Below are 25,724 nucleotides of genomic sequence, written 5' to 3' on the forward strand. Positions count from 1 at the left end.
AGGGCCGTAAATAACCTTTGGGAATCCAGTACCCTAGTGGCCCAATACTCAATGCGCCTAAGGGCAAGGTCCCTATCAGTGAATTCAATCGTTAAATTGGCGAAGCCAGCCTAACCCTCCTCACAGTGATTATTCCTCATCCTCCCCCCCTTTAATACCTATTATCCGATTGAGGCGTTTTTCATCTCGCCGTCCTGGTTTTAGGGCCTTCTTTAATTCCTCACTATTGATTCCATACCACATTACGGCCTAACCCGTCTTCTTCGACCTTCCCTAATATACGCGGTTATGCAGTGGCTATGCCTCACCAGTGTTGTTTCAGTCCGTTCTTAGCAGTAATGCTTAATTGTGCATGTTTCATAAAGTTAGTTAGTACTTACATATGGCCAGTGATATTGACAATAAATTACTGGACCTGGCCACCATAGTCATACCAACGCGGGATGAGGTTGAGGGTATTGGGCTTGTTCTTGATGAGTTGTTCGAAGTTGGTGTTTCTAGGGAGAGGATTCTCGTCGTTGATGGTGGTAGTAGGGATGGTACTGTGGATGTGGCTATGAAGTACGGCGTCAGGGTTATTCAGCAGGAGGGTAGGGGGGGTAAGGCCATGGCCATTTGGACGGCGCTGAAGTACGTGAATACGCCCTACATGCTCGTCATGGATGGTGACTACTCATACCCGGCCAAATACGTTCCGGAGATGGTTAGGGAGATAGTGAGGACGGGGGGGGCTGACGAAGTCATAGGCGTTAGAAGGCCATTGCCAGGCAGTCAGGGCTTCATTTATAGGTTTGGTAATAAAATACTCACCTGGGCCTTCAACCTACTATTCGGCACGAAGCTTCATGACGTACTCAGCGGCATGTACATAATTAAGGCCGACTCGCTTAGGGATGCGGTTGCGGAGGTTGGAGGCTTCAGTATTGAGGCTCATATAACGGCGCACATGGTTAGCACGGGTAGGGTCGTCAGGGAGGTGCCGATCGAGTATAGGCGCAGGGTTGGTAGGAAGAAGCTTGGCGTGAGGGGGGGGTGGGCTGAGGATATTCAGTGACATGGTTAGGCTAACCATTAGGTACAACCCAATGCTAATACTATTCCTACTGGGCGCACTCCTCCTCATTCCTGGCCTGGCCCTTGGCGCCTACGTTGGTTATTGGTACATATTCTACGGCATTAAGTACTACCTAAAGGGGGGGTTAATCGCCATAATAATGACCCTAATCGGCCTACAATTCCTCGGAATGGCCGCCATGGCAATATACATGAAAAGAATGGAGTACAGGCTCAGAAAGGCCATTGAGTCATTACGCAGGGACTAAACAACTCAATCAACCGCAACAAAACATGGCAAGGACGAGCACGGGTGGTGGGCCCGCGGGATTTGAACCCGGGACCTCCCGGTTATGAGCCTTACGCGGGGGGGCACATGCCCCAGGGCGCTCTACCTGGCTAAGCTACGGGCCCTGGCTTTAATGGTTTTATAGGGCAATTTTAAGTTTTTCGTATCGGAAATCGCTACGAGACAAAGCCGTGAGTCTCATGGCATTCGATTTTGAACCATTACGGCAGCCCTATTTTCTATAATGAATTCCTATTTAATTCATTAATTGCGACTTTAATTCCAAAGCTTTGTCGTTGATGGTGTTTGTAATTTTCAATTCGAAGTCTAGGTTTATGAGTATTTCCCATAACCAATCAAGGGCTTTGTCGCAGGGTATTTTGCCCATCCTTGCCCTGCCAATTATTACTAGGGCCTCGTCAATGGCCTTTGTCGGGTTCATAATTGAAAGTTATGGATGGGCATGGGTTTTGGGCTTAATTGCCTTGTTTCTGGAAAGTATCTATCTTTCTGTTATTATTTTAAATGAACAGTAGTGTTTTTGAGTCTTAATGCGGTTGATTGATTGGTGATGATTCATTGCAGTACTGATCGGTGAGGAGACTGACCTGCCCTGACTCATTAATGATTAGTTGTCCTCATAAGAAATCAGTGTATAGCCGTACTCATCAGGTGTCAGGCACCTCCTCTCTCCTCACCAAACCAGTAACTACGCTGGTGCGGTGTTTTTAAGTCCTTAACTGAGGCCATTACCCTGAGCAATTCCTTGGCTACCCACGCTTTAACTATGATATTTTCCTCACCGGTTACTACCGTCACGTCAGCATAATCATCAACCCCCCCCGCCAAGTCCTCAGGCTTAACTACGGCATTATTAACCACGATTCTAACGCCCACCAAGGAACCATGCCTACTCATTAACTCCGTAAGGGCCTCATCAACCAATTGCATTGTTAGGTCCCTATCGATAATCCTAAGTGCGCCAAACCTGGCACTAATAACAGCCAGCGCATCAAGGGGGGGCCTATCCACTGCCCGCCAGGTCTCCTGCACGGTCTCAACAACGTAATTACCAATGCCCCTAGCCGCGGACTTAAGTGCAACGTAAAATGCAATACGTGGGTTTAGGTAATTCCTCAGTGAGCCGTAGATGCTTGATGCCTCTCTGATTCTAATGCCTAGGTGGCTTGTCAATGTTTTAATGCCGTAACGAAACAACGGATTTGCCAGTGAGTATGGCCTAAGGACTAGGCTCGGTGACACGGTGGTGCTGACCACGACCCTCAACGCATTCCTAAGGCTCTCCCTCTCAATCATCGACACCCTCCTCACTAGGTAATCCCTTGCCACGGAGACCCCATAGAGCGCCGGCAATACGGCGTAGGGGGGGCAGCGGACACCCTGGGCAAGTCCCTAGTGGCCCAATACCCAGCCTGAGCAGGTGCCTAATGCGGCTGCGGCTGGTGATTTCGTGGATCCTCCTCACGAGTAAGTACCTCTCGGCGACATTGCCGACCCTGCGGTTGCCGGCCACGTTCGAGGCCGCGGAAACAACCATTGACGCCAAATCCCCCCCATAATTAATACCGATCCTAACCCTGACCACGTTCATTAACCTAGCCCAGTAACTGATCCTTGGGGGCCACAGCCACCAGGCCAATGACGCCCAGCATAAGCTGAGTAGTACACCGTGTTCATGAATAGACTAATTACTGTACCTGGCTGAACGGTTCATCCCGACGCTCCTTATTATCAATAGGGACTTGTTTAGCCAGGTTATGTATGAACCACCCCCCACAATGCGTAGTAATTAAGCCTGTACGGCTCAACACCAATCACGTAAGCGGTAATACTAACGTCACTGCAATTACCACGGCACCTAAGCAATACGCTAAGCTCAACATGCCTCAACCCATTAACCACGCCCGTGTAGTTACCAAGTCCGCTGCATGACTCATTAACAATACCAAGTAGTGCATTAACCACCTGCGGTGGTGCATCAAGTCCCTGGTACGTAATTGATGGGTTAATCAACTGCTCAAGGCTTGGCAGAAGAGTTCGTGGTTCTCAATGACGTTGTTAACCCAGGACTGTGGGACCATGTTTGTCGGAATGCCTTGAGCCACGGAGTAGGTTATTGAGCAGTTACCAACCGTGGAATTGATGGGCCCTAGCACTACCCGCGATGCGTAGGCGGTCACCGATAACTCCCCACTGCACGGTGTTGTAACGTTAATAATGGCGTACCCACTACCGGCACTGGTGCTGACCCAACCAATACCGCTCCATGTATAGTTAAATAGGGCAGTTAGGGAACTCCCATTGAAGACGGCAATCATTGGTAAGCTAATGATCACGGTATTATTACTGGGCACGGTACTTGGCGCAATCATGTAATTAACATTGAACTTAATGAATAGGGCAACCAGGCAATCAATAATGTATGGAATCACCAAACCCCCCCTAAGGGCGCGTATGGGCAGGGCTATCACGCCAAAACCACTTGGTAAGCCAATGGTCTCACTATACGAGAAGCCATAACCACCTATGCAGAGCACGGCAGGCACAGGCCTACCCAGCGCATCAACGACTTCGACATTTACAAAACCAACCTCGCCGGGTGCAAACTGCGTCTCGTTAATTATATTGATAACTGGTGATACGTGGGTAGTGTTTATGCCCAGGGGGGGCAGTGCAACGCCGAGGATTAGGTAGAGGGCCACGGGTATCACAGCCACATCCCTAACCCTGGGTATAACAAGGAGGAAGACAATGTATGGAATGAAGAACCCAAGCACCCTGCCGATCATTAAGGCATACTTAATGAACCACAGCACGGCAACGAGCATGGAGATCACGTGAACCACGTAACCAATTACTAAGGCGATCAGGTGCTCTAGAACCTCAAGCACTATGGTAATCGAACCAAGCCCGGAACCCGTGGCGGCATACACCGCAGCCTCGGCTATGGGTAACCCAACCTCAATAGCTACTGAAAGACCCTCATCAGCAATACCCAATAGGTTCACCAGGTAATTGTACTTACTCAACAACCCATTAATCGTACTCACCGCAGTACCGACAAGGTAAAGATCGCTGGGTAACAGACCGAAGAAGTTAGTGGCCACGGCAAGGGCCATGAAAAACCAGGCAAGGTCATCAACACCAACAACAAAGCCATCACCCTAACCAAGCCCTTAAACGCCTTAATAATCATCAAACCAACAAATGTCACAACAACGAGGGCCAGACCAAGCATGCCCATCACGAGAAGGCGGACCTAATGGCATAGATAACCGCAAAGAGCAGTGCGTATAGAATTATGACTATGGTGTCCGCCTGCGCAATATAGACGGCAAGCCTATTATAGGCACTAAGCACATTGCCAAGACCACTCACGCTAATGCCCACGTTCTCGCACCAGGTAGTCTCGAAATTCACCGGGTTAATTATAGCCTGTATACCCTTGTCATTGATCATGGCAACGTAAAACGGTTGTGAGGCAATCACGGCAGCGCCGCCCACAATAACCACGTAGAGCCCAAGGCCAATGGCAATAAACAACGAACCAATACCCCTAAGCCTAGACACGGAAAGGCCAAGCCCCATCGCGATCAATAATGCGGATAGGCCTGGCGTCCATTGAGCCAGGTAGATCATGGGCACGATATCCTCCGTAGATTCAAGTATCAACGTGGCATTCTCGGTTTGCACGCCCCCCCTAACGTCACACCAAGGATAAGTCAATGGGCAGGTACAAGTGTTCCAGAGGAGCCATGCCCTAAACCTAACGGCATTCCATGCGTAATCGTAAATAGTCTTATAAACCGTGACGGGATCTATGGTTAGCGAGCCGACGAGCACCTTATTCACTATGGCTATGGCCAGAATTACGCCACCGATTATGGCCAAGTAATTAACAACCTCATCAATGAAGTCCCAAATCTCGTTTGGCCTACCCATTAGGTATAGGGCCACGGTTGTTATGCCTATTATCGCCAGGGCCGCTATGCCTATGTACACCATGCCTGTCGAGACCAGTAGGTTGAGTACCTGGGATACCGTAACCACCCACTGAGCAGCCGACATAAGTAATTAACCGCTGGAACCCCCTTAAAAAGTAGTAATGCTTTAATGCCCTGTTAAGTAATTAGTGATATGTCGAGGGGGGGCTTCACCATAGGTGGTATCGTCGTACTCGCGCTGTTGATAGTCGCCGCATCCCTAGTAATATACCTAGTAAGTGATTACCTATACACAGCGTACCAAGCATCATCAATGATGGGTAGGATAAACACGAGACTCACCCAATTGTCCAGGTCCTGCATTGCCTACCTAGTCAATGGCTCACTCTACTTTCCGTACGACGCGCACGTGGAGTACTCAATACCCAGCATGGTGGGTCCCGGCTACTACCATGAAATAAACCTCTCAGGCATTAACGGTGAAGCCTATTGTTCCTTGATGGCTGCGTGATTGTGGTTAAATCCACAGGTAATGCCACGGGTTACTGGGTGCCTGGTTATGGCCCTGGCTGACCTGGTCCTCGAGGGGCTCACGCTGATACTGGCCATTGCACTTGGCCTGGTGCTAATTGGCGGTTTAACCTACCTAACAATCACCGTGTCAACAACCAACAACGCGAGGCTCGCTTACACGGGCCTATACATATACCTGCCACAGCCTATCTACGTGAATGGGACACTGTACATACCGATGTACAACATTGGTTATTACAGGGCGGTGGTTAAGTACGTATACGTCAAGGGCATCGACGGTTCAATCCATGAGTATGCACCAAACCTGGTGCTAGGCGTGAACCAGTACTACGTCTACACCCTAAGCCTAGGCTACGAACCAACCTCAATAACCGTGCTAGCCTCACCAATGGATTACCCAGGCATTATTAAGGAATTCAGCGTCAACGTATCGACCGTGAACTCAATACCATTAATACCCCAGTCGCAATCACAACCCAGCTCCGGCCTCATAGATGTGACCGTCAACGACCCATACAACGCTGGATGGGAAGTCACGTGGAGCTACGCCGGTCAGTCATACTCAGTGAGCCAGGCCCAGTCATACACCTGGTTCATAAACCCGCCATACGTGCCGATTCAAATAAGCTTCACGGCATCAATAACAAGCACGCCCAATGGGTACTACCAGTGCCAGGTAGTTCCTAGCCGAGTAGCAAATACGTACAACGCAGGAAGTGTGCAAGAGTTCAATGTTTTTTGTTACTCGGTGGTTATCCAGGTTAATGACCCATACGGCGCTGGCTGGTCGATAGGCCTAACCCCCCCAAGCGGCCTATCATGGAGCGGAAGCAGTACCCAAACAATTTACGTGAACCAAACACTTAATTACCCACAAAGCGTCTCGGCCTCAATAACAAGCATACCGCCAGGCTATCAATCATGCAGCATAACCGGGCCCACGCAAATAACGGGCCCAGGTACGTACACATACAACGTACAGTGCCAAGGTGGCGTGCAAGTATACCTCAGCGTGACGTTCACGCCATACAAGAGCTACGTATGCACCTATTACGTCAGTGGAGATGCCTTATTACAATATCCAAACGGCACGCAGAAGTATTACTACATATTCTTCACGACCACAACCACGACCACAAAAACATACTATCTCTACAACGGCCCACCAGGCGTTACCGTAAAATCCATCGACATTGATTATACTTCGTCCACGCTCTACAACGCTAATTGCGGAGATAGCGAAACTCAAAGCTACAACCCCAACCCACCAGTTACATTTGGCATCAATGGCGTATATACAATATATGGCAATGTAGCCGCAACATCATCGTCAAGCAATAGCGGTAGTAGCGGCTATGCAGAATTCTACCTAACAGTCAATGCGCCCAGCGGTTATTCCTGGACGGTAACCGCATCCGGCGCCGTGTCCGAGTCGGCCAGCGGGACCGGCCCAGTATCCAACTCATGGTGGTTCTCAATACACCCGACCAATAGCCCAATCTACTTCTCCGCGTCCAAAGGCTGCACTGTATCTCCATCAACCATCACGCCCAGTAGTGCCGGTAATTACTACGTGACCGTGAACTGCGGCGGCTCAAGCAGCTCCGGCTCAATAAGCGTCTCGGTCCAGGACTCCTACGGGGGGGCTGGTTGGTCAGTCTCCTGGAGCGGTGGGGGGGCTAGTGGGAGTAAGAGCGGCTCGAGCTCGGCATCCTGGTCTATAACGGCGTCGGGCACTGTGGACTTCACGGCCTTGATAACCTCAAACCCAAGCAGCTACACATGCACAATAAGCCCAACAAGCACCAGCGCCAACCCAGGAGGCTCAGTAACATTCACAGTAAGCTGCACAAGCAACAACCAACCACCGCCGAGTAAGTACTACTGCATCGTTAAGCCAAGCGCCGGTGATAATGTTGGGGGGGGTGCCTCTGGCGCGTATGTTAGTCCGTCAGGCACGCAGTACCTCAGCCCCCGGGCAGTCGGAGTTGTTTACCTGGGGGGGTATACAGTATAACATAGTGACGTACCAGGGACAAACGTATTACTTCAATAATTGGGTGGTCACGCTCAATGGGCAGGCGGTAACCACCAGCCAATACAGCGGCGTGGGCTACACCTTCACCTGCAAGCAACCTAGGCAGTAACCAAACCTACACCCTGAGCGGCACGGCGTATTACTACAAGAGGTACCTAACCGTCGGTGGGGGGGAACCACAATAAACGCGCCCGGGAACGGTACATACGCGCTGAGCAGCGTAACGACAGCGTACTTCACCTGGCAGGACCCAGAGTACATAAGCGGCTCGTGGAGCATAACCTATACGCCTGGCTCAACTTCATTGACCATAAGCGTGACCCTCACAGACTATTACTCACAGAGCGGGACGGCCCCACAGCTCAGCGCCTCAACAACGCTCGACGTAAGCAGCCCAAGCGGCTACAACTGCAACATAGTGAGCGTATCACCAACGAGCGGCTCAACGCCAGGCTGGCAGGAAAGCAACTGGCTACCCAACGCATCAGTAACATTCCAATGCAACCCAAGCAGTAAATATCATTAAGATCTGTTATAAAATTTGATTTAATAGCTATTTTAAACATTCAATCCCTAACCTACCGAGATATTCATAGGCTCAGCTTCGTAATCCCAAACCCACCAACCAAATGTTTCCCTATATGGGAATGGCTCTGGGCTCAATATGCTGTAGGCAACATAGTTATCAGCAGCAGCTACGTATTGGCCGAAGGGCACGGTTATATTCAGCGCAAGCTGCGGATTTGGTGCGTAGATGATGTCTAACCTGCAGGGCACTATGTACGTCTGCGATGGTATTGGGGGGGACCACGCGGGCATTTGCAGCATTGCATAGCCATAATACGTCCTATTAATTGCAAGAGTTATGTTAGTTGTTGTTTCAAGAGTTACTAAGTTTCCGCTTAGGTTAATTACCTTTGGATACATTAGTATTGGCCCGTAACCGGGCGTGTCGCCCCAAATCACCACTGTGTAGCCTGGCATTGGGTAGTTGAGCGTCACATTACTATACCACGTATATGCAAAGCCGCCTAAATTAAATATTTGCGTTGTACCGTTAATTATCAAGTAAATTGGTGCAAGGCCAAATACGTGCTCGTATTCCGTGCCGTATGGCGTGGTCCAGTTGCCGCAGTTTCCATGTGGCTTGCATTGGAATAGGCTCTCATTGTAAACCGTTATTTCTGGGTTTCCCACTATACTGACTGGCGCGATCCAGGTGGCTACGTACCACGCAGTCCCGTTTGGGAGTACTATTACCCTACCCCCCCAGCACCAGCCAGTCCCCCAGGAAGTACCCGGTGTAATTCCACCAAACTCACTTGGTGATGCTGCGTACTGATTATTGGGAACATACACGTAAACAGTCCTATTAATGTACACTGGCACCGTCTGGTTCACGTACTTGACAATTGTTTGGTTTACGTAAACTGTGTGGTTCACGGGCACGTAAATTGTTTGGTTCTGGACTTGGACCAGGCCCAGCGCCTTGCCTATTGGCTGTAGTGGCTTGACGCGTGGGCTGGCGATTATTATTGCCAAAAGGACTATTGCGGCAATCCCTATTATTGTTATTGCCTTGGTTGCTGGACCCGTGTAGTACCACCAATCGCCTAGTCCCATGGGGGGGCGTTATTGTTTTCCTGCCTTAATAGCTTTATGGGTCGTTGATTCTGCTGGCTATTTTCCTGGCGAGTTCCGTAACCTTCCTATACTCCTTATTCGCTATGATCCTCCCAATAACCTCGAGATCAACTACCGCGTATTGATGAACAATTATGTTCCTAAAGGCCACTACGGACTTATAGAGCCTCAGGTCCTCGGGACTTATCACGCCGAGTATGCTTAACTTCTCGCCGGCGTCCACGTAGCCGCTTACCTCCATACCCATTAGCGTAGCCGCCTCTGGGTTAGGTCGATTAGTGCCTGGGCCTGCGTCTGTAGTAGGTATATGGCTGAGTAGTACGTCTTAATATCGCTTAATTCATTGGGTGAGTACCTATCGAGTAGTGCCTCCCTCTCCTCTATTATCCTCAGTAACCTGCCTATAACGGCCATGGCGGCTCACCGAGGCCGAGCTTCCTCATGCTTATGAAAAAGTCGATGCATGGGTTCTGAAGCCTAAACCTAATGTCTAGGTACTTCCCAATGTCCCTAACGTATATTGGCCTGTGGCGGAGTATCTCGATTATTAATTGGCAGGGCAGCCTATGATTAAGCGGTACTAGGTCCACCAGGTCCTCCCTAACACCTAGGAATCTGGCTAGTGATGCCAATAGGTCCGCGTACTCGTTGATGTCGTTAAACCAGACCGCGATGTCCCAGTCGCCCTTAATGATTTTTCCGCCGGCCCTTGAGCCGAAGAGTATTGCGAATTCTATGTTGAATTCCCGCCAGGGGGGGAATTTGGTTAGGTCCTGCATTCCTCATTGCCAGTTAAATTAAGTGTTATTAAACTGTGGCGTTGGTAATTACCCGTGGTTAATCCATTAGCCGGTATCGACATTGGTGAGTTGGCTAGGATTGTTAAGGGCTATGGCGCGTACTTCGGTGGTGCCGTTGGTTTCCCAATAGCCTTTAGGGATAGGGAGTTGGAGGTTGGGAGGCTTGTCGATAGGTTGGTTGGTGTTAGGGTTGTTTATGGGCCATTGGGTTGTGGTAAATCGACGCTACTCATGAACCTGGCCAGGGCACTCGGTGAGGTCAGGAGTGATGTCATAGTGATTTACGTTAATTTCGAGGAGTAGGGCTTCATGAACGCTGTCAGGGCTTATATACCCGGCCTAGCTGGTGGTGTTAGGGATTCAATAATTAGGCTGTGGAGAGGACTTGGGGGGGCCGGTACTTGATAGGGTTGGTCTTGGTGCGGTGGTTGGTGTTGGTAGGTTGTTTATGGACATCATTAGGGGGGGTGTGAGTGATGAGGCGGTGATTAGGGATAAGTACGTTGTGCTCATATTTGATGAGCTGGATAAGTGGTATAGGTCCATGCTTAACGCATCCGACAATGCCCAGGTTGGTTATGGGCCTATTGAGGGTGAGGTTATGAGCTATGCGGAGCATTTTGAGAACTTCCCAACAATGGGCAAGGTCCAGGCTTATCTGTCGTGTTTGGCTTTAGTGACCAGGGCGCCGTCAATGTGGTTAGGAAGTATGGCGGCAAGGGGTTGCTTGAGGGGTTACTGCTCTGGTATATACCGAAGGCTGATTTCATGGACGTACTCAACGAGGTAACAATGAGGGTTAGGCCAAGCGCCTCAATAGATGCTGAGCTTCTCTGGCAATTAACTGGCGGTAATCTCAGGGAGTTGGCGAGGATTGTGTTTAACAATGATTGGAGTATTGAGAAGTGGCTTAGGGACGTGATAATTAAGTTGAGTGGTGTTAATGGCGTACTGGCCTTCCTAGAGGAAGCCGGTAGGTATGGGCTCAACATCGCCGAGGCTAGAGCTCATGGGCTTGGCTATGTAGCCCGCATGGCCCTTGATGAGCTTCTTGCTATGAACGTTTTCCTTAACGTTTATGATTATGAGTTGAGACTGAGTGAGTTGCCTAATGAGCCCTGGGTTAGGGATGTGAATACGGGCAATGTAATAACCATACTGCCCCCCCAATTACCTGCTTATTACTGGGTGCTCAGGGTTATGGCGAGCAAGAGGTCAATAGGTGTTGAACCAAGTGACGTTATTAGGGAGGTTACCGAGAACGTTTAACCCGTCCTAACCTGACCTCACCACATTGGCTAGCTCCGGCATTAGGCCCATTATCATCTGCTGCCTACTAAGCGTCCTTAGCCAAACCCTGCCGGGCCCCTCAACATGCGCCAGCCACAGCCCCCTCCTCGCCGAAGAGCATCGTCCTCAAGCCACCGACGCGCCTAACGCCAACCCTCATGCCCTCATCGAAGGCCAGTACGTGGCCGGCCTCGACGTCCACGCTCTCGCCGGGACCAAGCTCAAGCATTAGGCATCGCCAATTGCGTGTAGGAATACTCTTCCATAACCATGAAGCCTAGCCATTAGCAATCCCTCACCGCCAAGCCAGCCAAAGCCTAAACCAACCAGCTTAACGTCGTAATTGACCGTGGGCTCCATGGCGAGGAAGGCCCTGTGCTCAACCATGATGCCATTGCCATTGAGGTTAATCTCCACAATCTTACCTGGTGCAAAGCCCGCAATATCCACGGCTCCAGGGCCCTCAAGCTCCAGCACGAAGAAGCTCGCCCCAGTTATTGCCCTCCTCAACCCAGCAAGCAGCCCTCCCCCCCTGTCGTCGCCTTTATGTTGACACTTGAGGACTTCCAAATCAAGTGCCCGCCCTCGGCGTAGATCTTCTCGTTAGGTCCCAACTCAACGTATAGGTGCTGAATGTCGTTACCCATTATTTTGAAGTTTGTCATGGTAATTACCTAGTTACTAACGTATTTAAAAGTTGATTTTGAAGAGGTAGGTTGGGGGGGCTGGTGAGTTTAGTTTATTAATAATCTCTATGTTGATTGCGTAATGAGGCTGGGGGGGGATGCGGTATTATTAATAATCATTGCATTGGTTGTATCGGTATTTTTAGTAAATCCGTCGCTCAATGGCCTGGTGCTTTCAGGTATTAATTACGTGATGAACCATGTGATTAACGGTACAATAAACGTACCAGTGCTGACCACAAGGCCTGTGAGCGGTCCATGCACCTCCTGGAGTCTTGTCAATGTGAGCCTAACCAATGGTGAGCCCCTGTTTGTTGAGGTTGTTAATGGTTCATACGTTTACCTACTCACCAATTCCCAACTGAGCGCATGGGGGGGTGGTGGGCCTGGGGCACCAAGTAATTATACCTGGTTTAGTTCCGTGCCTGGCATCTACGTGGTTAGTCCCAGCCCTGGTAATTACGGATTGCTGGTCTGTGGTAATACGGGGATTACCTACAGGGTTCTTAATTACACGGCCATGGGCGTCACGGCCTATTACGGGCCGGACCACAGCAACATCACGACCAACGCCGTGCTTGGACTCTTCAACATAACCAATGCATACATAGAGAATTCAACGGGCACCGCTGAACCAGGCTTCTCGCTTCAGTTGAATGCATACGTGGTCATTAAGTACGATGATAACTACGTCATTCACTGGGTTCAGGATGCTTGGTAGTACTGGGTGGTCAGTATTGGTTCCAGGGTGAGGTGGATGTCATTAATTACATTGGTTCGTACAAGAACGTTATTTATGAGCAGGGTAAGTGCGTATTTGGGTGTTTCGAGACCCCCGATGGCTGGTGAGTTAATAATTGCCGTGAACTCAACGAGTTATGGCGTGGTGATTAACTATGGATATGCACTGCTACGGCTGGGTAATGAGACCCTTAATCCCAGGATTAATTGGTTTGCCCATGAGTTGATACCAATCCCAAACGCGACCGCCTACGTAGTGACCAGCCTCACTGAGGGCCCATATGGTTGGCCCATGGATACTGAATTCGTAATCGGCGGGCCAGGTAATGGTGGTGGCGTTGAGTTTAGGGATTTGAATGCATACCTATCACTGTTTTATTGGAATGGTACTTCGTGGGTTCCATACCCAATAACCTATTCCTTCGGCATATCCACTGGCGAGTATGCGGTTAATGTTTACGTATTGCCCATTGGTTCCTCAGCAGTTGAGTTGGTGGTTGGTCATAATAATTACCAGAAGTTGGGTGGTTAGTAACCGTAGTGTTTATTAACGCATGCATTGAATAAGTTGATGTATGGATGCTAATGAGGATATTGAGAGACTTAAGAAAAACCCTGGATTGCTCATTGATGCCTTAAATGATTTGTTAACGACGAACCGGATGCCTTAGTTAGGGCTTTGATGAATAGGCCGGAAATCCTCATTAGGCTCATGGCACTGACGGCGTCACTACCATTGGTACTGCCGGCAATGCTTCTGAGGATACTAACAGCCCTTGTAATACCGACTGGAGGTTATGGAGACTTAGATGCGTTGAGGGCTAGGATTAGTGATGTTGAGAAGAGGCTTGATGATATTGAGAGTAGGATGATCAAGAGGGAGGATTTGGAAATTTTGATCAAGGAATTAATTAGTAAGTATGGTATTAAAGGTTAGAGACCGCTATGGGGAACCCTATGCGTTGACGCAGCATGTGCGTAATTAACGAGTTTCTCCAACTCTCTGATCATCGCCGTGATCGTACTCCCATCACATTCAATTGATGATGAGCACTTGGTTAAGAGATCCCTTAAGTCATTGCTTATTACTTCATTTGGTATGAAATCACGGACGACCTGGACCAAGTGCTCGGGGGGGTCCCTAACCCTAATACCCTTAACAACTAGGTAGGCCTTTACGGCATTATCGTAGATTGATAGGCTTAGTTTCATAATATTGCTGAGGATGTTAGTATCCCTCGTATTTTCATAGGTGCTCACAAGGTTTGCCATTGTTTGAAGGTCCTTCCGTGCATTATTGACCAGTGATATTGGGTCTAAGTCCACACACTATCATATTTAATCCAATTTTTAAGGCTTAAGCTATAGAACATATTTTTCTATAGTTCCTTGAAGAAAATACTGCTGGGTCCAGGATTAATTATATAAATAATAAAGTGATTAATGATTGTATAAATATTTTACTTTGATTAAGGTCAACGCATAGGGTAAATGACGCCCAAAGGCCCTTCTCATAAATTGCCAATGCGAATTCAGGTATGACCCCCAATCTCGATTCCCAATTCCATCATGAACTTCATTAACTCGTAAAGTGCATTGCAATCACAACAAGTAGTGTCTTCATGGTTCAAACCTCCTCGTATTCCTGGCCTGCTCAGCACCGCGGCTAACTGCCTAAGGTCATAGTTAACTATGTATTATTGGTTTGTGATGGATGCCTTGATGGTGTTGATGGAGGACCGACCATACTCAGCATCTCTAATTATTGGGTGAGTCAGGTTCCATGCATTAAATTAATTATTAGTTTAACTTAAAAGCATAGCATCGACTTTAGTCATTGCAGTGTATTGGATTGGTGGTTAAATGAGATCCACTGCAAGTAGTCTCAATGACGTTGAGAGATTTAGGATGATGCTTAGGGCATTGATTAATGGTGAGCGCATTGAGGTTGACCAAGGCATTATTAGGTTAGCTGGTCTCAATAAGGTGTTACTTCATGTCCTTAGGGTTGTTGATTATCGAGGTGAGTTGCGGTGGAGGCAGGAGGATGATCTAAGGAGAATTATTAACGTTGTTTCTGAGATTGAGGATGCGCTGGATGGTATTGAACATGCTTTCATTAAGTTAATTAAACCAGTCGTGTATGTGCCTGCTGATGTTGATGTGCTCGTTGAGAGGGACCAGGTGCTGTTGGCTGTGGCTAAATTGACTAGGCTTGGTTATAGGTTGCTGCTTTATGAGCCCTACACAATAACACTTGTTAAGGATGGCATTAATGTTGACCTATATGTACATCCATCAGCTGCCAACCTCACCTACGCCAGGGGGTGAGGAATTCCTTAGGTTAAGGACTCGTGGTGAGTATCACGGGATTGAGGTAAATACGATAGATAGGCATGCCGAGGTCGTACTAACGATACTACACGCCATTTATAAGGAGGGCATTTTAACGCTTAATGATGCCGTGACAATAATTACTTGGCTTAGTAATGATGCCGTGAAGCTATGCGAACAGTTAAGGTGTAGGAACGCAATGGAATTAGCCTTATCCGTAATACTATCATCGATCACCGGATCATTAGTATTGCCGTACAAGTTATCACTGGGTTTCTGGGCAATGAACCTACTAGCGAGAGTTCTAGGTCGCAGGGAGTACGTTCCATCACTAATGCAGGGAATTAGGAGGATTTGGGACGCAAGATCAATTACGCAATTCACCAATCGTGTCATGAGAATAAGCTATTAAATACTGCTTCCCATAGCACGGTCGTAACTTAAGCCACAAACCCTTATAAATAAGGAACAATAATCTTAATCAAGATGTCTTTTCGTGGTGATTTTTTGCGTTTGTTGAGGGAGGATGAGGAGTTTAGGCTTGCTGTGATGGGGGCTTTTGGGTATTACTGACATTCAATCATCATTAAGGCAATTAATCAATGCCATTAATGATTTAACAAAGACTGTCCAAAGACTCGCCGAGGGTCAGGATAAATTGTGGCAGGAGGTTAGGGCACTCCGTGAAGACCAAAACAAGTTGTGGCAGGAGAACAACAAGATTTGGCAGGAAATCAAGGCATTACGCGAGGGCCAGGAAGCATGAGAACCGACATAAACAAACTATGGGAGGAGAATAAGCGAATAAACGAGAACATTGAGCGATTATGGCAGGAAAACAAGAGAATCAACGAAAACATAGAAAAACTATGGCAAGAAAACAACAGGATCTGGCAGGAAATAAGGAGTATTAGGAGAACTTTGGAGCATGTGACGTTGTCAATAGAGGAGGAGGCTAATGATGTTGTTCAGTATTTCCTTAGGCAGAGGGGTATTGTTGTGGAGACTAGGCCTATGCATTTCAATAGTCGGTTTGAGTTTGATGTTTATGGTACTAATGGGCAGTTGACGATTGTTGGTGAGGCTAAGACTAGGACTAGTCCTAACACTGTTAGGAGGGTTGTTGAGAAGATAGACAATGCCGTTAAGGCAATGCCCGACAAATTCCCTGGAAGAGTCATCAAGGTTATCTACTGCTTAAGGGCCATGCCGGGCGCTGTCGAGGAGGCTAATAGGCTTGGTGTTTGGTTCCTTGAGTCTGGTAGGGAGAGGAATTCACCGAGCATTTAATGATTTTGCTTGGCGATGTTTAATTCCTTTATTAGCTTAATTAGGGATTGAATCGGTGTACTACTACTCGTGTCCACGCTAGCCAGGTTGAGGGACTTAGCCAATGCATTATATATTACCCACTGCCTCGGTAGTGTCCTTGCGGTTAGTTCACGGCCTTTACGCTTAATTAATGTCTTGAGGTCGGCAATTACAAACACGTTCTTACAGTGTTTGATCGCCAACGCCAGTGCCGCCCTCCCCCCCACAGGGTCTTGAGGAAGCCTGGCTCGGTGGTTACGCAGACCCACACCAGGAAATCCAGAAGCCCTCTCTCACCAATCACGGTCTCGTAAAAGCCAGACATTATGAAACTGAAGAACCAGTTGGGCAGCACTGATATGAATTCCAGGAACCACCAAACTGGCCTCAAGTTCCTCGGTATTGAAATTCCGTAATAAGGATTATCAATACCCCCCCTCATGCTTGGGAATAACGCCAGGAACCTGGCCAGTAGCGATGCAGCCATGTGCGAGCCCCCCCTAATCCAGGAAATCCTAACGTAATCGTCCCTCATCATGTATTGAGCAAGTAACTGCGCCAATGTGCTCTTCCCAGACCCATCAGGTCCGAAGAGACATATCCTATCATGACCCATCAAACAACGCCTAGACGAGTAAGTATTTAACGTTTTCACGACCCACTAACCCCCCCTGTAGCACACTCAACGCGTCGACCGATAGTCTCTCCTCACCGATTAGTATTAACGACCTTTCAATCCTAACCCTCGAGAAAGCCCCCCCATGATGTTTCACGAAGCAATACCCCTGACCCCCCCTGAAAATTTTCCTTGATAGGTAGTTAATGTCGCCCCCCCTCATGTTACTTAGCACCCTATTTAATATGTCAACGTAATTATAGCCCCCCCACTTGGTACTCACTGCATTGTAATTAATAGGTATTATGAAAATTATTAGTATGATGCAATAATAAATGATTAAAATATGTTAAGCTATTCAAAGAATGAGCATGAAGAAGTAATACTAACAAACTAAGTAAGGCTATAATATGTAATTTACGAAATCATCAACAAAAATGATACATTGTATAATTTTTAATAATTTATCCGCAATCAGCATGGCTTTATTGCCTAAGGGAAGAATTTCCATAAATGAGGAATTCACCATTAAGTAAGAGAGTAGTTTCATTAACGAGCCTCATGATCCTACAGTGCGGTCTTTTCCAAAAATCATTTAGGGTATTAGCGATTTTATCAAATCTTTCCCACGTATTCCTCCCGCGTAAATTCATACAAACTATTAATTAATACGTAGATAAGGAAAACATTAGCATTACTCTTGGCTTGGTCGATTTTGTTGTCCCTGTTTCTTTCTATTTGGACCTATTATTCCGGCTATTAGGTGTCCTTCGACTATTCATGTGAAGAATAGTAGTTTGTATGCGTAGTCCAGGAGTTCCTCCTTACCTGTTTCGCGGAATTCCTTAATCATGTGGTCTACAATCTCCCTTAGGGTCCTCACATCGTCCTGCGTGTACTCCTCGTAGCTTAACCGTTATTAAGTACTTAAGCTTTCCCTCATCCTTCTTCGTATAGTACTTCGTCTTGGCGATGGCACCATGGATAGGTAATCCCTCAATGCCGTGGCCTTGGACTGCGTAATCACGTTCTTAATTGCCAAGACATCGATTAATACGTTACTGAAGCTAAGCATTGATCGAGAGAGCTCATAAACATTAACCTTAATACCACTTGCCAGGTTTGGAATTGGTTCTTCATGAGACTGTCATGTAATTATACTTATGACTTGCCTAGGTGTTAATTTCGTGAGTGCCTATTGATTAATTTAGCACTTTAGGTGATGCATTGCGATAATTGAATGGAGGCCATTAAGGGTTGATACATTTTAGTGATGATTTGATTTTGATGATTTTATTATTGTTGCTGGGTCTTTTGTTGTTCCTGCTTTGTCTCCTCCTCAAGCTTCTTGAGCTCAGCCTCAATCTCCTTCTCAATCTCCTCAATGGGCTTTGGTGGCGGCGTTGTGGCTAGTGCGTAGCCCACCCAGGCGAGTATTCCGAAGACCACGATTATTATTAGCGTATCGGTTATTTGAAGCACCAGTGTTGTGTAGGGTGTGAAGAAGGTTAGGTATATGTAGGCCAGTATAATCACTATCGACACCACAAGCAACCCAGTACCGACAGCCTTGTCCCTATTCATTAGAAATCACGTGCATCACCACTTAATAAGCATTACGTAATCCGACAATGCAGGAAATGCGCAACTAACCGTATGTAATAAGCGATTCATGTGATGAACCGCCCATTCTATTAAGATTAGTATCGCAACGTTTTAATAACATTGACCAAGAGAGATAATTTTAATTCTCTATACTGCGTTATTCCACGTTATTAATTGTCCTTTGTTTCGGTATTATCATCTGAATTACCACTTCATCGAATGGCTTAATGCCGTACTTCTCCCTGATCTCCCTGGGTATGGTGAATTGCCTAGACATGGTATGTTTCGTCTTAAGGAGCTTAACATTACTTAGCTTAATACTTTGCCCATTATACTCTATGATTATGTCGGCGTACTTAACCTTATCGAGCGCTAGTGACCTAATTAGGTTTGCTGGTATTAGGACTTGGTTATTTATGTACACCTTTATCGTATATGGTAATTCACTTACCGGCAAACCTTTTCTACCAATCTTTATTTCCTCTGTGATTGCCATCATCGATAACGTGGTAATTATTTTTTTAAGGAATTTTGTGAAACAGAATTATGAAACCAACGTGAAACACCACGTTTTTAGTTAATTACTCCCATGGCTTATGGTGTGGATTTAATTAGTAATTGAAAATAAAATAAAAGACCAGATACCACCTCAGTAAATACTTTCCGATAATCTCCACAGGGCACCACAGGCTTAAATATGAGTTACAGCGCATTAGTGCCTAGTGATGACGCGGTTGGGTCATGAATGGTGATTGGAATCGCATGGTCTGAATAACTTAATAACCCAGTGATTTTGCATTAGCCGTGCCCTTTAGGGAGGACGTTGAATTAATCAGAGGCTCAAAGAGCAGGTTATTACAGGGTAAGAGGATTGCGCTCGCCTTAACTGGTGGGATCTCCATTTATAGGGTCCCTGACATCGCTAGGGAGTTGATTAGGCATGGGGGGGCTGATGTGACCACGTTCATGAGTAAGGAGGCAAGTGAGTTACTTGGTCCAAGGGTCATGGAGTGGGCTACGGGCAATCCCGTATACGTGGAACTAAGTGGTTACGCCGAACACGTTAACATCTGCACAACAGCCAACGCAGTAGTTATTGCACCAGCCACGGCAAACACAATTAGTAAGATCGCCAATGGCATTGGTGATACCTCGGTAACCCTATGCGCAATGACAGCCCTCGGCTCAGGCGTGCCATTATTGCTCGTTCCAGCAATGAACGAGTCAATGTGGAGAAACCCAGTCATTAAGACAAACATTGAGAAATTGCGTAACTTAGGGGGGGTTCGCTTCGTTGAGCCCGTTATTGAGGAGGGTAAGGCTAAGTTGGCGCCTAATCAGGAGGTCGTTGACTCGGTAATTGATTTATTATCGCCGAGGGACATGGTTGGTTTATCCGTACTTATTACCTCAGGTCCAACGCACGAGTACATCGATGCCACCAAGTACATAACAACACCGAGTAGTGGCTTAACGGGTTATCACTTTGCCAGGGAGGCGATGGCGAGGGGGGGTGCCAGGGTTACACTAATTGAGGGCCCGGTAGGCATTAGTGACCCACCTGGTGCTGAGATCTACAGGGTTAAGAGCGTCCTCGAGATGTATGATGTAGCCATTAAGCTAGTCAGTAAGCGCCATTACGATTTGGCAATACTCACGGCAGCACCACTCGACTTCTACGTTAAAGATCGAGTAAGCGGCAAATTAAGTAGTGACTTGGATAAGGTAGTCATTGAGTTAGTTCAAGCACCTAAGATTGCCAGGGATCTGAAGAAGTTCTCGCCAAGTACATTCTTAATAGCCTATAAGGCCGAGGTTGGGATCACGGAGGAGGAGTTAATCAACAAGACAATGAGGAGGGCTAGTGAGGGTGATTGGGACTTGGCGCTTGCGCACTTGGTTGGTGAGGGTAGGGGGGGATTTGGCACTGAGAGGGATGAGGTACTCGTATTAGGTAAGGATAGGGTTATTAGGAGGATAGGCCCATTGCACAAGCGTGAATTGGCGAGGGAGGTACTAAGTTTATACCTATCCATGATTAGGCCACGTGCCAAGAGTTAGAAATGTTAAATAGCCATAACTTGATACTATACTATGAGCGAGCCATCAATTCCTGAGCAAGTTAGAAGGAGGGGCTTAATACCTGTCAATATACCTTCTTCGCATGGGCCCTTGAGTATTATGACCTCCCGATTTACTCTAGGCTGGTTGGTACACCTTAAGGGTAAAAACAAGAGTGACTACATCAATAGATTCCTTGGGTATACCAACCTAGAGGGTGGCATGAACCAATAATCGCAGCAGCCCTGGCATCATCAATCGTCATAATGATTGGTGCGGCAGTGATGATAGGCACATCAATAGGCCCTGGAACCGTTAGAAAACAGCTTGAATGAAATTACGGTGTAGTTAAAAATAAGTTAAATGTATTTAATTTAATCATTTCTTATAGTTCTTTAGTAGTTCTATTAGCTCCTTCACAATATCCCTATAATCACCAACTATCCCATAATCCGCGTACTGGAATATCGGTGCATTTGGATCGCTGTTTATCGCCACTATTATTTTGGACTCCTTCATGCCAAAGACATGCTGAATGGCGCCGCTAACACCAACACCAATGTAAAGCGTGGGCCTTATGGTCTTACCAGTCTGCCCAACCTGCCTATCGGCAGCCAACCAACCAGCATCCACAACCTTCTTAGTACCACCAATGGTACCACCCAATAACTTGGCCAACTCCGTGAGTAGCTTAACACCATCAGCACTACCCACGCCACGCCCAGCAACAACGACTACGTCGGCCTTCTCAACCGGTGGTAACTCCTCGCCCTTTACCACGGACTTAACCTCGATTAAACCCTGCCCATTAATATTTGGCAACGATTCGATGGCTTCCGCAATGATCTCGCCCTTCCTGCTCGTATCCCTTGGTGGTGTTGGGAATACGTTGGGCCTAACACTGGCTAACTGGGGTCTCCTATTTGGTGTCCTTATGTGTGCGAGTATGTTACCGCCATATGTAGGCCTTACCTGGTCTAGGTCCCTGGTCTTTGGGTCAACATCAAGCTCCGTACAGTCTGCCGTTATTCCAGTCCTGAGTGTGTTGGCCACGTATGGTGCCAATTCCCTACCCCCCCTCTTTGTAGCTGCGAAGAGTATTATCTCCGGCTTGTACTTATTGGCTAGTTGAACAATGACGTTGGAATATATGTGCGGTACGTACTTAGCCAGGGCTGGGTGATCAACGTAGATAACCCTGTCCGCGCCATAGTAGATGGGCTCCTTAACTACGTCACCGAGGTTATGGCCGAGCATTATCGCCGTCACGTCAGTACTAATCTTACTGGCTAGCTCCCTGGCCTTACCAATCAGTTGTAGGCTACCGTCCTTAATCACACCATTGACGTACTCAACGTATACCCAAATGCCTTATGCTCGCTCTTGTTGACTGGATTCCACTCACTACAGATCTTCTGCTGAGCCTGGGCCGCGCTCATGGCTTGATCACCCCCTCCTTGGTTAGGTTATCAAGTAACCACTTGGCCGCCTCCCTGGGGGGGTCGCCCTTGAATATTTGCTTCTTCCTCTCTATGGGCTTTGCATCCTCGATCTTGGCGACTATCGTGGGTGAACCCCCCCTAAGGCCTATGCACTCCCTCTCCAGTTTCAGCGTATTGTTGTCTACGGTCTTTACCAAGTTATTTAGCTTGGCCTCAACCTTCCTAACGAGGCTTATGTCCCTGGGTGGATTACTATTCCTATATACACTAACTATTATTGGCATCCTGTACTCGAACGTTTCATAAACACCCTCATCCTCAAGGTACCTAGTGACTACGATAAGCCTATCCTCAAGCTTAACCTCAGCATCAACCGCGTAATAAACATAGGGCAGACTTAGCCATGAGGCTACCTGGGCAGGCATGTGGGCCGTTGATGAATCCGTGGTCTCCTCACCAAAGACTATCAGGTCAAAGTTGGGGAATAGCCTCTGTATGCTCCTTGCCACGGTGTATGAGGTGGCCAATGTATCGGCACCTGCGAATGCCCTGTCAGTGATTAGGTATGCCTCGTCAGCGCCCATGCCTATTGTGGATTCTAGGAAGTCCTTGCCACTTGGTGGTGCCATTGATAGTGTTATTACCTTACCACCATACTTATCCTTAAGCCTGAGGGCGAATTCGAGGGCGTTCCTATCATATGGGTTGATCATTAGTGGGACTCCCTCACGCACCAGGTTATGGGTTACTGGGTCAAGCCTTACGGCCGTTACGTTAGGCACCGCCGCCTTCACTGGGACTATTATTGTTAACCCGCCCACGATTGGGAATAGCCATTTGACTTAATATGCATTTCTAGCCTTTGACATATATAGTTTTATCCAAGCATATATAGCCCTCGTAACATGCGGATGGGGGGGTGGGTACTTACTACAATGGCAAAGACTTGTTCATTTTCATCATTAATGATTTTTACTAAGCCTAAATCAACCAAACCTGTATTGAACACCAAAGCCGCTCTTGGGGGGGTAATTCCACTCAATGTTGTTCTCTGGGCAGACCACGCGGCATGTACCGCATTCTAGGCAGCCTCGTGCGAAAATACTACCGTGCCGTCTGGACCTGGTGTGTAGCACCTTGCTGGGCATAGGTATAGGCAGGGCTTCTTATCGCACTTCCTGCATTGGTCAGGGTCTATAATCCTAATGTGAGGCCTCTGGTCGACATCCCAGGCATTGCTATTTAGTCTCTCCTCGATTATTATCTTTCTGTCCAGGCTCATAGGTTCATCACCAGCCTAATTGCGTCCTTCGCAAGGTCGATTAATGTTAACTTACCCTTACTCTCTAGGAATGTTGAGCCTATCTTCTTGGGTGTTCCATCAACCTCGAAGTACCTCCTCAATAGGTTATTTATCATCCTCACGTAATCACTGTACAGCCTCGGTTCTATTAAAACTTTGTGTGCATTCTTAAAGGTTTTAAGTTCCTTAAGTACGAAGGATTCCTCAAGTAGTTTGGTATATACCGATAGAGATTCCTCATCGTACTTACCCAAGTCATGGGCCTTGGTAACGGCCTCCGCAGCCACCCTACCGCTCTCAATGGCGAAGTCCACACCCCCCCTGATTAGAATGCCTAGGTGTAGTAGGAAGCCGGCCGCGTCGCCGGTAACTAGGTATCCATTACCGTATAATTTAGGTGGCGCCGCATTGATGCCGGCAACGGGCGTTAGGTGGGCTGAGTACTCAAGGAGTTGGCCACCCTTAATTAGTCTCTTAACCATTGGATGTAGCCTAAATTCCTCAATAAGGTCATGAATAGGCGCATCGAGTTGATAACCATAGCTTAGGTATAGGACTATGCCCAGGGTTATGGCCTCCTTATTAGTGTATATGAAGGCGCCGCCCGGTAGGTAATGAGTTGGGAATCCAGCCGCAACCCATGCCAATCCCTCGTCCTCATCCAGGTTAAACCTATCATTGATCTCCTCCTTACTCAACTTAATGACCTCCTTAACGCCGAGAGCCACTATCTCCGGGCTTAACTTAGGGGGGGCTAAACCACTCCTCTCTAGGACTAGCCTATTTATTCCCTCGGCTATTATCGTCACGTCACCATAAACCTCATCATTACCAGCCTAACACCGACAACCCTCCCATCCTTAATTATTAATGAGTCAACTGGGACTTCCGAGACAACTACGGCGCCTGCCGCCTCTGCCTTCTTATCAAGCCACTCAACGAAGTTTGTTAGGTATGCAGTGAAGGACTTATGCTCAACCTTCGTGGTTTCGAAGTCCACGGTAGTCCAGGAATCCTCAGTCATCATTGTTATCCTCTCCCTCCTGACCCAGCGCTCAACTGGCGCCTCCTTGACGTACTCGGGGGGGTATAGCCTGTCGAGGACGTGGGCGTAGATCCTACCTCCAAAGACATTCTTACTGCCTGGCTTCTTGCCCCCCCTCTCAATAACGAGCACCTTAAACCCCCCCTTACTTGCCAATTGCTGAGCAGCCGTAAGCCCCCCCGCTGGTCCGGCGCCAACCACTATTACATCGAACTTTGTCCCCCCCACGAGTCAGGGATTAGACATACACCTTATTAAGTATTAGTGCTACATAGACTTATTTAATTCAATTGAATTCTCTTTTCTTAGGGATGATGAGGGCGAACCCTGTGGAATAGAATGACATGACTCTATCCTGGCTGATTATAAAAAGAGACAACATATACGAGAAACCACATGGAAAAAACACGCTGCTTCTCGAATAAACAGGCTTAATTTGACACCTGAAGAGGTATTGATCAATATGTCATCACTAGGTGAAGGTATTGATAATGTGATTGAAAAGAAGATTGAGAATTCAGGAAATGGCGCTGGTGCGTTAATAGCCGCGATTAGATTATTGAATAGGGGGGGCATTGTTAGGTGGGCACTCAGGGTATTGACTAAGGAGGTGGAGTTCAATGGTGAGAAGAAGCCATTGATGGAGTGGGTGTTGGCTAAGTACGCTGGTGAATCCCAGTGCCCAACGGTGGCTCACTTCGTGGCTCCATTCTTCGAGATGGGCATGAAGCTAGCCACGGCCTGGCTCCATGCTGATGAGGAGCCAATTAAGGAATTGCTTAGTGACCCGGCGATTAGGAGGGGGGGCATAGTCACGACTTTGAGGGGGGCATAGCGCTGTTCGGCGTCACAACGCCGCAGAAGCTCCCCGCCCCATTCTTCATAGTGTGGAACTTCACAAACGCCTGCAACCTAAAGTGCATGCATTGTTACCAAAACGCCGGTAGCCACTGCCCAATGAGTTAAC

Annotated in this window: 38 protein-coding genes, 1 tRNA gene and 3 pseudogenes; 16 read left to right on the forward strand and 26 right to left on the reverse strand. The window is 47.6% G+C overall.

The genetic code is table 11. From position 1 onward, the window contains the following. Positions 1-382: 382 nt before the first annotated feature. Both JCM11216_RS08980 and JCM11216_RS18395 read left to right on the forward strand, forming a co-directional pair. Entirely contained in the window at positions 383-1,054 is a 672-nt protein-coding gene (locus tag JCM11216_RS08980; RefSeq protein WP_243675871.1) for a glycosyltransferase family 2 protein, read from the forward strand. A gap of 1 nt (position 1,055) precedes the next feature. Beyond that, positions 1,056-1,322 (forward strand): hypothetical protein, encoded by a 267-nt coding sequence (locus JCM11216_RS18395; RefSeq protein WP_243675872.1) that lies wholly within the window; start codon positions 1,056-1,058, stop codon positions 1,320-1,322. Between the two features lie 45 nt (positions 1,323-1,367). Here the strand turns inward: JCM11216_RS18395 and JCM11216_RS18400 are convergent. The 7 genes from JCM11216_RS18400 to JCM11216_RS09010 all read right to left on the reverse strand — a co-directional run bounded on the left by JCM11216_RS18400 (position 1,368) and on the right by JCM11216_RS09010 (position 5,431). Further along, a tRNA-Ile gene (locus JCM11216_RS18400) sits at positions 1,368-1,467 on the reverse strand. 131 nt (positions 1,468-1,598) lie between these two features. After that, a complete protein-coding gene (locus JCM11216_RS08985; RefSeq protein WP_054854004.1) occupies positions 1,599-1,784 on the reverse strand; it encodes a hypothetical protein in 186 nt (61 codons plus the stop codon). A gap of 233 nt (positions 1,785-2,017) precedes the next feature. Next, a complete protein-coding gene (locus JCM11216_RS08990) occupies positions 2,018-2,692 on the reverse strand; it encodes a hypothetical protein (protein ID WP_054854005.1) in 675 nt (224 codons plus the stop codon). Beyond that, positions 2,652-3,002: a hypothetical protein gene (locus JCM11216_RS08995; RefSeq protein WP_054854006.1), complete on the reverse strand. Its 351-nt coding sequence runs from the start codon at positions 3,000-3,002 to the stop codon at positions 2,652-2,654. Before JCM11216_RS08995 ends, JCM11216_RS08990 begins: the two co-directional genes overlap by 41 nt. 116 nt (positions 3,003-3,118) lie before the next feature. After that, entirely contained in the window at positions 3,119-3,376 is a 258-nt protein-coding gene (locus JCM11216_RS09000) for a hypothetical protein (protein ID WP_054854007.1), read from the reverse strand. Then, positions 3,373-4,482, reverse strand: a complete 1,110-nt coding sequence (locus JCM11216_RS09005; protein WP_054854008.1) for a hypothetical protein — start codon at positions 4,480-4,482, stop codon at positions 3,373-3,375. The genes JCM11216_RS09000 and JCM11216_RS09005 overlap by 4 nt, the downstream gene beginning before the upstream one ends. Before the next feature lie 124 nt (positions 4,483-4,606). Beyond that, on the reverse strand, positions 4,607-5,431 hold the full coding sequence (locus JCM11216_RS09010; protein ID WP_054854009.1) for a hypothetical protein: 825 nt from the start codon (positions 5,429-5,431) through the stop codon (positions 4,607-4,609). 69 nt (positions 5,432-5,500) lie between these two features. Here JCM11216_RS09010 and JCM11216_RS09015 point away from each other — a divergent pair, with 69 nt between their 5' ends. The 3 genes from JCM11216_RS09015 (at position 5,501) to JCM11216_RS18405 (ending at position 8,405) form a co-directional block, all read left to right on the forward strand. Further along, positions 5,501-5,818: a hypothetical protein gene (locus JCM11216_RS09015; RefSeq protein WP_054854010.1), complete on the forward strand. Its 318-nt coding sequence runs from the start codon at positions 5,501-5,503 to the stop codon at positions 5,816-5,818. 48 nt (positions 5,819-5,866) lie between these two features. Beyond that, a complete protein-coding gene (locus tag JCM11216_RS09020; RefSeq protein WP_054854011.1) occupies positions 5,867-7,858 on the forward strand; it encodes a hypothetical protein in 1,992 nt (663 codons plus the stop codon). A gap of 337 nt (positions 7,859-8,195) precedes the next feature. Further along, complete coding sequence (locus JCM11216_RS18405) at positions 8,196-8,405, forward strand: hypothetical protein (RefSeq protein WP_243675873.1); 210 nt, start codon at positions 8,196-8,198, stop codon at positions 8,403-8,405. A gap of 47 nt (positions 8,406-8,452) precedes the next feature. On the opposite strand, the gene JCM11216_RS09030 is transcribed toward JCM11216_RS18405, so the two are convergent. Genes JCM11216_RS09030 through JCM11216_RS09040 form a run of 4 tightly spaced genes read right to left on the reverse strand, consistent with a single transcriptional unit; the run spans position 8,453 to position 10,302 of the window. Then, complete coding sequence (locus tag JCM11216_RS09030) at positions 8,453-9,502, reverse strand: hypothetical protein (RefSeq protein WP_054854013.1); 1,050 nt, start codon at positions 9,500-9,502, stop codon at positions 8,453-8,455. A gap of 34 nt (positions 9,503-9,536) precedes the next feature. Next, positions 9,537-9,770 carry a DUF86 domain-containing protein gene (locus JCM11216_RS09035; RefSeq protein ID WP_054854014.1) on the reverse strand — a complete coding sequence of 78 codons (234 nt, stop codon included), beginning with the start codon at positions 9,768-9,770 and terminating at the stop codon, positions 9,537-9,539. After that, entirely contained in the window at positions 9,770-9,937 is a 168-nt protein-coding gene (locus JCM11216_RS18410; protein WP_243675874.1) for a hypothetical protein, read from the reverse strand. The genes JCM11216_RS09035 and JCM11216_RS18410 overlap by 1 nt, the downstream gene beginning before the upstream one ends. Beyond that, entirely contained in the window at positions 9,925-10,302 is a 378-nt protein-coding gene (locus tag JCM11216_RS09040; RefSeq protein ID WP_054854015.1) for a nucleotidyltransferase domain-containing protein, read from the reverse strand. Before JCM11216_RS09040 ends, JCM11216_RS18410 begins: the two co-directional genes overlap by 13 nt. 54 nt (positions 10,303-10,356) lie before the next feature. On the opposite strand from JCM11216_RS09040, the gene JCM11216_RS09045 reads away from it, so the two are divergent. The 3 genes from JCM11216_RS09045 to JCM11216_RS09055 all read left to right on the forward strand — a co-directional run bounded on the left by JCM11216_RS09045 (position 10,357) and on the right by JCM11216_RS09055 (position 11,592). Next, positions 10,357-10,626 (forward strand): hypothetical protein, encoded by a 270-nt coding sequence (locus JCM11216_RS09045; RefSeq protein WP_054854016.1) that lies wholly within the window; start codon positions 10,357-10,359, stop codon positions 10,624-10,626. A gap of 82 nt (positions 10,627-10,708) precedes the next feature. Beyond that, positions 10,709-11,113: a hypothetical protein gene (locus JCM11216_RS09050; protein ID WP_054854017.1), complete on the forward strand. Its 405-nt coding sequence runs from the start codon at positions 10,709-10,711 to the stop codon at positions 11,111-11,113. Then, positions 11,020-11,592 carry a hypothetical protein gene (locus tag JCM11216_RS09055; RefSeq protein WP_243675875.1) on the forward strand — a complete coding sequence of 191 codons (573 nt, stop codon included), beginning with the start codon at positions 11,020-11,022 and terminating at the stop codon, positions 11,590-11,592. Before JCM11216_RS09050 ends, JCM11216_RS09055 begins: the two co-directional genes overlap by 94 nt. A 100-nt stretch (positions 11,593-11,692) precedes the next feature. Here the strand turns inward: JCM11216_RS09055 and JCM11216_RS18415 are convergent. Both JCM11216_RS18415 and JCM11216_RS18420 read right to left on the reverse strand, forming a co-directional pair. Continuing rightward, positions 11,693-12,123 (reverse strand): annotated as a pseudogene (locus JCM11216_RS18415) (AIM24 family protein). After that, the gene (locus JCM11216_RS18420; protein WP_243675876.1) at positions 12,120-12,260 is read right to left on the reverse strand and encodes an AIM24 family protein; all 141 of its coding nucleotides are present in this window, start codon (positions 12,258-12,260) and stop codon (positions 12,120-12,122) included. The pseudogene JCM11216_RS18415 and the gene JCM11216_RS18420 overlap by 4 nt, the downstream one beginning before the upstream one ends. Before the next feature lie 121 nt (positions 12,261-12,381). On the opposite strand from JCM11216_RS18420, the gene JCM11216_RS18425 reads away from it, so the two are divergent. The 3 genes from JCM11216_RS18425 to JCM11216_RS09070 all read left to right on the forward strand — a co-directional run bounded on the left by JCM11216_RS18425 (position 12,382) and on the right by JCM11216_RS09070 (position 13,977). Beyond that, positions 12,382-13,020, forward strand: coding sequence for a thermopsin family protease (locus JCM11216_RS18425; protein ID WP_243675877.1), 639 nt, complete (start codon positions 12,382-12,384; stop codon positions 13,018-13,020). A gap of 96 nt (positions 13,021-13,116) precedes the next feature. Then, on the forward strand, positions 13,117-13,572 hold the full coding sequence (locus JCM11216_RS18430) for a thermopsin family protease (RefSeq protein WP_243675878.1): 456 nt from the start codon (positions 13,117-13,119) through the stop codon (positions 13,570-13,572). 150 nt (positions 13,573-13,722) lie between these two features. Then, positions 13,723-13,977, forward strand: coding sequence for a hypothetical protein (locus tag JCM11216_RS09070; RefSeq protein WP_243675879.1), 255 nt, complete (start codon positions 13,723-13,725; stop codon positions 13,975-13,977). Here JCM11216_RS09070 and JCM11216_RS09075 read toward each other — a convergent pair. Beyond that, on the reverse strand, positions 13,974-14,366 hold the full coding sequence (locus JCM11216_RS09075; RefSeq protein ID WP_054854019.1) for a hypothetical protein: 393 nt from the start codon (positions 14,364-14,366) through the stop codon (positions 13,974-13,976). The genes JCM11216_RS09070 and JCM11216_RS09075 overlap by 4 nt on opposite strands. A 537-nt stretch (positions 14,367-14,903) precedes the next feature. On the opposite strand from JCM11216_RS09075, the gene JCM11216_RS18435 reads away from it, so the two are divergent. The 3 genes and pseudogenes from JCM11216_RS18435 (at position 14,904) to JCM11216_RS09085 (ending at position 16,664) form a co-directional block, all read left to right on the forward strand. Next, the gene (locus JCM11216_RS18435) at positions 14,904-15,371 is read left to right on the forward strand and encodes a hypothetical protein (protein WP_243675880.1); all 468 of its coding nucleotides are present in this window, start codon (positions 14,904-14,906) and stop codon (positions 15,369-15,371) included. Continuing rightward, the gene (locus tag JCM11216_RS18440; RefSeq protein WP_243675881.1) at positions 15,328-15,786 is read left to right on the forward strand and encodes a hypothetical protein; all 459 of its coding nucleotides are present in this window, start codon (positions 15,328-15,330) and stop codon (positions 15,784-15,786) included. The genes JCM11216_RS18435 and JCM11216_RS18440 overlap by 44 nt, the downstream gene beginning before the upstream one ends. A gap of 74 nt (positions 15,787-15,860) precedes the next feature. After that, positions 15,861-16,664: pseudogene (locus JCM11216_RS09085) on the forward strand (hypothetical protein). Here JCM11216_RS09085 and JCM11216_RS18445 read toward each other — a convergent pair. The 6 genes from JCM11216_RS18445 to JCM11216_RS09105 form a co-directional block, all read right to left on the reverse strand. Continuing rightward, positions 16,661-16,864, reverse strand: a complete 204-nt coding sequence (locus tag JCM11216_RS18445; protein ID WP_243675882.1) for a hypothetical protein — start codon at positions 16,862-16,864, stop codon at positions 16,661-16,663. The pseudogene JCM11216_RS09085 and the gene JCM11216_RS18445 overlap by 4 nt on opposite strands. Beyond that, positions 16,855-17,301, reverse strand: a complete 447-nt coding sequence (locus tag JCM11216_RS09090; RefSeq protein WP_243675883.1) for a hypothetical protein — start codon at positions 17,299-17,301, stop codon at positions 16,855-16,857. The genes JCM11216_RS18445 and JCM11216_RS09090 overlap by 10 nt, the downstream gene beginning before the upstream one ends. A gap of 10 nt (positions 17,302-17,311) precedes the next feature. Next, positions 17,312-17,584, reverse strand: coding sequence for a hypothetical protein (locus tag JCM11216_RS09095; RefSeq protein WP_054854020.1), 273 nt, complete (start codon positions 17,582-17,584; stop codon positions 17,312-17,314). A 636-nt stretch (positions 17,585-18,220) separates the two neighbouring features. Next, entirely contained in the window at positions 18,221-18,376 is a 156-nt protein-coding gene (locus JCM11216_RS18450) for a hypothetical protein (protein WP_243675884.1), read from the reverse strand. 221 nt (positions 18,377-18,597) lie between these two features. Further along, positions 18,598-18,885 carry a hypothetical protein gene (locus tag JCM11216_RS09100; protein WP_054854021.1) on the reverse strand — a complete coding sequence of 96 codons (288 nt, stop codon included), beginning with the start codon at positions 18,883-18,885 and terminating at the stop codon, positions 18,598-18,600. A gap of 178 nt (positions 18,886-19,063) precedes the next feature. Then, on the reverse strand, positions 19,064-19,402 hold the full coding sequence (locus JCM11216_RS09105; RefSeq protein ID WP_054854051.1) for an AbrB/MazE/SpoVT family DNA-binding domain-containing protein: 339 nt from the start codon (positions 19,400-19,402) through the stop codon (positions 19,064-19,066). A gap of 308 nt (positions 19,403-19,710) precedes the next feature. Between JCM11216_RS09105 and coaBC the strand changes: the two genes are divergently transcribed. Further along, positions 19,711-20,967, forward strand: coding sequence for a bifunctional phosphopantothenoylcysteine decarboxylase/phosphopantothenate--cysteine ligase CoaBC (gene coaBC, locus JCM11216_RS09110; protein ID WP_054854022.1), 1,257 nt, complete (start codon positions 19,711-19,713; stop codon positions 20,965-20,967). A gap of 378 nt (positions 20,968-21,345) precedes the next feature. Here the strand turns inward: coaBC and JCM11216_RS09120 are convergent. From JCM11216_RS09120 to JCM11216_RS18465, 6 genes and pseudogenes are all read right to left on the reverse strand, one after another. Next, a pseudogene (locus tag JCM11216_RS09120) lies at positions 21,346-22,406 on the reverse strand (electron transfer flavoprotein subunit alpha/FixB family protein). Next, positions 22,403-23,230 (reverse strand): electron transfer flavoprotein subunit beta/FixA family protein, encoded by an 828-nt coding sequence (locus JCM11216_RS09125; protein ID WP_054854024.1) that lies wholly within the window; start codon positions 23,228-23,230, stop codon positions 22,403-22,405. Before JCM11216_RS09125 ends, JCM11216_RS09120 begins: the two are co-directional and overlap by 4 nt. A 165-nt stretch (positions 23,231-23,395) precedes the next feature. Then, positions 23,396-23,557 (reverse strand): 4Fe-4S dicluster domain-containing protein, encoded by a 162-nt coding sequence (locus JCM11216_RS18455; RefSeq protein ID WP_243675885.1) that lies wholly within the window; start codon positions 23,555-23,557, stop codon positions 23,396-23,398. Further along, positions 23,491-23,691 (reverse strand): hypothetical protein, encoded by a 201-nt coding sequence (locus JCM11216_RS09130; RefSeq protein WP_243675886.1) that lies wholly within the window; start codon positions 23,689-23,691, stop codon positions 23,491-23,493. Before JCM11216_RS09130 ends, JCM11216_RS18455 begins: the two co-directional genes overlap by 67 nt. Next, positions 23,688-24,521 (reverse strand): hypothetical protein, encoded by an 834-nt coding sequence (locus JCM11216_RS18460; protein ID WP_243675887.1) that lies wholly within the window; start codon positions 24,519-24,521, stop codon positions 23,688-23,690. Before JCM11216_RS18460 ends, JCM11216_RS09130 begins: the two co-directional genes overlap by 4 nt. Beyond that, complete coding sequence (locus JCM11216_RS18465; protein WP_243675888.1) at positions 24,518-24,985, reverse strand: FAD-binding protein; 468 nt, start codon at positions 24,983-24,985, stop codon at positions 24,518-24,520. The genes JCM11216_RS18460 and JCM11216_RS18465 overlap by 4 nt, the downstream gene beginning before the upstream one ends. Positions 24,986-25,220: 235 nt before the next feature. On the opposite strand from JCM11216_RS18465, the gene JCM11216_RS18470 reads away from it, so the two are divergent. Beyond that, positions 25,221-25,592, forward strand: a complete 372-nt coding sequence (locus tag JCM11216_RS18470; protein WP_243675889.1) for a hypothetical protein — start codon at positions 25,221-25,223, stop codon at positions 25,590-25,592. Positions 25,593-25,724 lie beyond the last annotated feature (132 nt).

The organism is Vulcanisaeta distributa JCM 11216 (assembly GCF_001315985.1).
GTDB lineage: Archaea > Thermoproteota > Thermoprotei > Thermoproteales > Thermocladiaceae > Vulcanisaeta > Vulcanisaeta distributa_E.